Origin of the sequence: Bradyrhizobium sp. ORS 375, assembly GCF_000239775.1 — a bacterium.
Classification (GTDB): domain Bacteria; phylum Pseudomonadota; class Alphaproteobacteria; order Rhizobiales; family Xanthobacteraceae; genus Bradyrhizobium.
The window spans coordinates 1-4,643 of record NZ_CAFI01000478.1; the positions used below are offsets into that span (position 1 = coordinate 1).

4 protein-coding genes are annotated in these 4,643 nt (G+C 66.2%); all 4 read left to right on the forward strand.

The genetic code is table 11. The features are described from left to right. Nucleotides 1-516 precede the first annotated feature (516 nt). The 4 genes from BRAO375_RS33050 to BRAO375_RS33065 all read left to right on the forward strand — a co-directional run bounded on the left by BRAO375_RS33050 (nucleotide 517) and on the right by BRAO375_RS33065 (nucleotide 4,466). Nucleotides 517-1,125 carry a nuclear transport factor 2 family protein gene (locus tag BRAO375_RS33050; RefSeq protein WP_009031792.1) on the forward strand — a complete coding sequence of 203 codons (609 nt, stop codon included), beginning with the start codon at nucleotides 517-519 and terminating at the stop codon, nucleotides 1,123-1,125. Between the two features lie 550 nt (nucleotides 1,126-1,675). Further along, nucleotides 1,676-2,719 carry an aromatic ring-hydroxylating dioxygenase subunit alpha gene (locus tag BRAO375_RS33055; RefSeq protein WP_009031793.1) on the forward strand — a complete coding sequence of 348 codons (1,044 nt, stop codon included), beginning with the start codon at nucleotides 1,676-1,678 and terminating at the stop codon, nucleotides 2,717-2,719. A gap of 5 nt (nucleotides 2,720-2,724) precedes the next feature. Next, complete coding sequence (locus BRAO375_RS33060; protein ID WP_009031794.1) at nucleotides 2,725-3,474, forward strand: GntR family transcriptional regulator; 750 nt, start codon at nucleotides 2,725-2,727, stop codon at nucleotides 3,472-3,474. Nucleotides 3,475-3,485: 11 nt separating this feature from the next. Beyond that, on the forward strand, nucleotides 3,486-4,466 hold the full coding sequence (locus BRAO375_RS33065; protein ID WP_009031795.1) for a PDR/VanB family oxidoreductase: 981 nt from the start codon (nucleotides 3,486-3,488) through the stop codon (nucleotides 4,464-4,466). The last annotated feature ends 177 nt before the right edge of the window (nucleotides 4,467-4,643 follow it).

Here is a 4,643-nt window from a genome sequence, read left to right on the forward strand (position 1 = left end):
CAGGGAGAGCACGAAGGACACCGTAAACCCAATCGCGCGGGGAAGGCCGGGTCGTCCGGCTGTACTCGTGGTGGCTGCCGCCTGCTTTCTTTGTTGCAGGCGGGCCACGGGCCTCAGCCGAGGTCCGGCCTTCCTCGCGCCCTCTCGTGATTCAAGAGGGACCTTGATCGATGCATCACCCGGGCACGACGTGCCGCGGGAAGGCGATGACCTGTGCCAAGGATGACCTGTGCCAAGGATGCCCTGTGCCAAGGCCGCCAATGTGGTGGAAAGCGTCGACCAAGACCTCCACCGTCGTCCCGGCCTTGCGCCGGGACCCATAACCCCAGGGAGTTGTTTGAGGCACGATGGTCGACCGATCTCGCCCAGCCACGACCGTCGGTGATTGTGGGTCCCGGCTCAGGGCCGGGACGACACCGATTGTGTCGCGCGCTCCGGTCAGCCATGACCTGCCGTGGCTTTGCAGCGCACTCCCGATCTCGTATCCAGCAGCGACAACGTAAAGAGGAAACCACCATGACCAAGACCGCCGCCGAGATCGAGGACGACCGTCAGATCCGCGAGCTGCTGCAGAACTGGGCGATCTGGCGCGATGCCGGGGATTGGGAGCGCTTTCGCACCGTGTGGCATCCGGACGGACGGATGATGGCGACCTGGACGCAAGGCACCGGCGACGAGTTCATCGAGATCAGCAAGGCGGCCTGGGCGAAGGGCGTCAACATCCTGCACTTCCTCGGCGGCATCTCGGTCGATCTCGCGGGCAACCGCGCGATCGCGCAGACCAAGATGACGATCTCGCAACGCGCCGAGGTCGAAGGCGTCGCGTGCGACGTGCTCTGCACCGGCCGCTTCTACGACTTTCTGGAAAAGCGCCAGGGCAAATGGGGCATCGTGCTGCGCCAGCCGATCTACGAGAAGGACCGCATGGATCCGGTGACCCCTGGTGCGGTGCCTGCGCTCGATCGCGCATTGCTGGAGCAGTTTCCGGTCGGCTATCGCCATCTCGCTTATCTGCAGACCCGGATCGGCTACACCATCAAGCGCGACATGCCCGGATTGAAGGGACCTGAGGTCGAGGCGCTCTATGCACGCGGCGCCGCGTGGCTGCGGGGCGAACCGCTCTAACCGTTGACCCTTGATCACCCCGCTCGCGACGGATGGAGTTCGGCAGACTCGGCGGGGTGAGGAACGGGGGACAAGATGTCGACGACATTTGTTGTGGCGAGCGTTCTCGGTGCTCTTTCGATCATGACAGGCCCATTCGCCCAGACACGGGTCCGCCCCTGCGGCGCAGGCTGATCCGCCGAAGCCTGAGTTCCGTTTAAGAGGCCAAGCAAGATGAAAATGGGGAGGTGTGAGCGGGAACACCGATGACCGGCTCCGGCAGCCGGCCGAGGCGAACACCGACAAGAGTGCTGACGACCAGGACGCGGAGCCGATCCGCAGTGAAGGTCTTCGGACGCCCGTGCTCGGCAAGCGGGTCAGGCGGCCGAATTGATCAAATTTTCGACTGGAACAAAGGGATTGGAGAGGTCATTCTGGTATACCAGAGATGGCTCTGTATACAGCGGCGCTCATCCAGGGCCGAATTTGTGTGTGTCATTGCCAATCCAAGGTCTTTGCTGTATACAATTCTTCAGCATGAGTATACTTTAATACCGCTAGAGGACACGCCATGGCCGCTTCCTTCCCGATGAATGCATGGTACGCCGCCGCCTGGGATGCCGAGGTCAAGCAAGCCCTGATGCCGCGGACGATCTGCGGCAAGCACGTCGTGATGTATCGCAAGGCCGACGGCACGATCGCAGCGCTCGAGGATGCCTGCTGGCATCGGCTGGTGCCGCTGTCGAAGGGCCGGCTCGAAGGCGACACCGTCGTCTGCGGCTATCACGGCCTGAAGTTCAGCCCCCAGGGCCGCTGCACCTACATGCCCTCGCAGGAGACCATCAACCCCTCGGCCTGCGTGCGCGCCTATCCGGCCGTCGAGCGTCACCGCTTCATCTGGTTGTGGATGGGCGATCCGGCGCTGGCCGATCCCGCGACGATCCCGGACATGCATTGGAATCACGATCCCGCTTGGGCCGGCGACGGCAAGACGATCCAGGTCAAATGCGACTACCGCCTGGTGGTCGACAATCTGATGGACCTGACGCACGAGACGTTCGTGCACGGCTCGTCGATCGGCAATGACGCGGTGGCGGAAGCGCCGTTCGACGTCACCCATGGCGAGCGCACCGCGACCGTGACGCGCTGGATGCGCGGCATCGAGCCGCCGCCGTTCTGGGCCAAGCAGCTCGGCAAGCCCGGTCTGGTCGACCGCTGGCAGATCATCCGCTTCGAGGCCCCGTGCACCGTGACCATCGACGTCGGTGTCGCGCCGGCCGGGACCGGAGCGCCGGAAGGCGATCGCTCGCAGGGCGTCAACGGGATGGTGCTCAACACCATCACGCCCGAGACCGACAAGACCTGCCACTATTTCTGGGCGTTCGCGCGCAACTATCAGCTCTCCGAGCAGCGGCTGACGACCGAAATTCGCGAAGGTGTCTCGGGCATCTTCCGCGAGGACGAGCTGATCCTCGAGGCGCAACAGCGCGCGATGGACGAGAACCCGGGACGCGTTTTCTACAATCTCAACATCGATGCAGGGGCGATGTGGGCACGGCGGATCATCGACCGGATGATCGCGCGTGAAACGCCGCTGCGCGAAGCCGCGGAGTGAATGGAATGGCAGAGCGTGAGACCGAGCGCTCGATCTCGCAGACCGTCCGGGCGCAGCTGACGCTGCGCGACCTGATCCTGACCGGGGTCTTGCGCCCGGGTGAGCGGATCTCGGAGCTGCAGGCGGTGGAGGCGGCGGGCGTCTCGCGCACGCCGGTGCGGATGGCGCTGGTGCGGCTCGAGGAGGAGGGCCTGCTCGAAGCCATTCCCTCCGGCGGCTTCATGGTCAAGTCGTTCTCCGAACGCGACGTGCTCGACTCCATCGAGGTGCGCGGCACGATGGAAGGCCTGGCGGCGCGGCTCGCCGCCGAGCGCGGCGTCTCCGTGCGTGACACCGAGCCGATGCGCGAGTGTCTTGCCCAGATCGACGAGCTGATCGCGCCGCAGGAGATCTCGTTCGATGCGTTCTCCGCCTATGTCGCGCTGAACGCGCGCTTTCACGCGCTCCTGGCCGAGCTGTCGCGCAGCCCGCCGGTGATCCGCCAGGTCGACCGCGCCAGCGCGCTGCCTTTCGCCTCGCCGAGCGGCTTCGTGATGGCGCAGTCGGCGTTGCCCGAGGCGCGCCACATCCTGGTGGTGGCGCAGGAGCATCATCGTATCGTCATCGATGCGATCGAGAACCGCGAGGGCGCGCGCGCCGAGGGGATCATGCGCGAGCATGCACGCCTCGCCGCGCGCAATCTGCGGCTGGCGGTCAAGGCCCGCGGTCCCATGGACCTCGTGCCGGCCGCCGTGCTGATCAAGGCGTCGAGCTGACGGAGACGAGCATGCGCTTCGAGGACAATTGGTCGACCGCGACGCTGGTGTCGACGCGCGATCTCGCACCCGGCATTCGCGAGTTCGTCCTGCGGCCCGACGGCTATGTCTGCGTCCCTTACCCGGTCGGCAGCCACATCAAGCTGAGCGTTCACATCGCCGGTCAGCCGGATGTGCGGTCTTATTCGCTGGTCGGCGAGGCCGATCCGCGCGGCTACCGGATCGCGGTGCGTCACGCCGAGGATTCCCGCGGCGGCTCGCGTTATCTGTGGTCGCTGCAGCCGGGCGCCAGGATCGACGTGACCAGCCCGACCTCGCTGCTGCAGGTCGGCTGGCAGTATCAGCATTATTGTCTGGTCGCCGGCGGCATCGGCATCACGCCGCTGGTCGGGGCGGCGCAGGCGCTGTTGCGCAGGACGCCGAATGTCTCGCTGCACTATGCCGTGCGCTCGATCGGCGATGCGGCCTATGCCGATGAGCTCGCGACGCTGCTCGGCGACAGGTTTTCAGTCTATGCCGCCGACCAGGCGCAGCGGCTGGATCTGGCCGGCCTGTTTGCCGAGCTGCCGGCCGGCACGGCGGTGCTGTTCTGCGGACCGATGCGGATGCTCGATGCGGCGCGTAGCGCCTGGGCGGCGTGCGGCCGTGCGCCGGCTGATCTCAGCTACGAGACGTTCGGGTCATCAGGGCGGCTGTCGACCGAGCCGTTCAAGGTGCGCCTGCGCGGCAGCGGCGAGGAGATCGTGGTGCCGCGCGACCGCTCGATGCTCGACGTGCTGAATGCGGCCGGCCACGAGGTCATGGCCGATTGTCGGCGCGGCGAATGCGGTGTCTGCGCCATCGACGTGGTCGAGGTCGAGGGCGAGATCGATCATCGCGACGTGTTCTTCAGCGAAGAGCAGAAGCATGAGAGCCGCAAGCTGTGCGCCTGCGTGTCGCGCGCCCATGGCGTGGTGACGATCGACACGCTGGAGCGCGCCGACGCGCTCTGAGGTGCTTTTCAGCTTTGGCCGGCTATTTGTCGGCCAGGCTGACCGGCATCGGCGCCTGCGGCTTGAGGCCGGAGCGGCGGCCGCTCTGCTCCACGGCCAGCGCCGCCCGCGCGGCCTTCAGGCGCGCATCGGCGTCCTTGTCGGCGAGCAGGGCGTCGGTGAGGTTGGCCTCCGCGA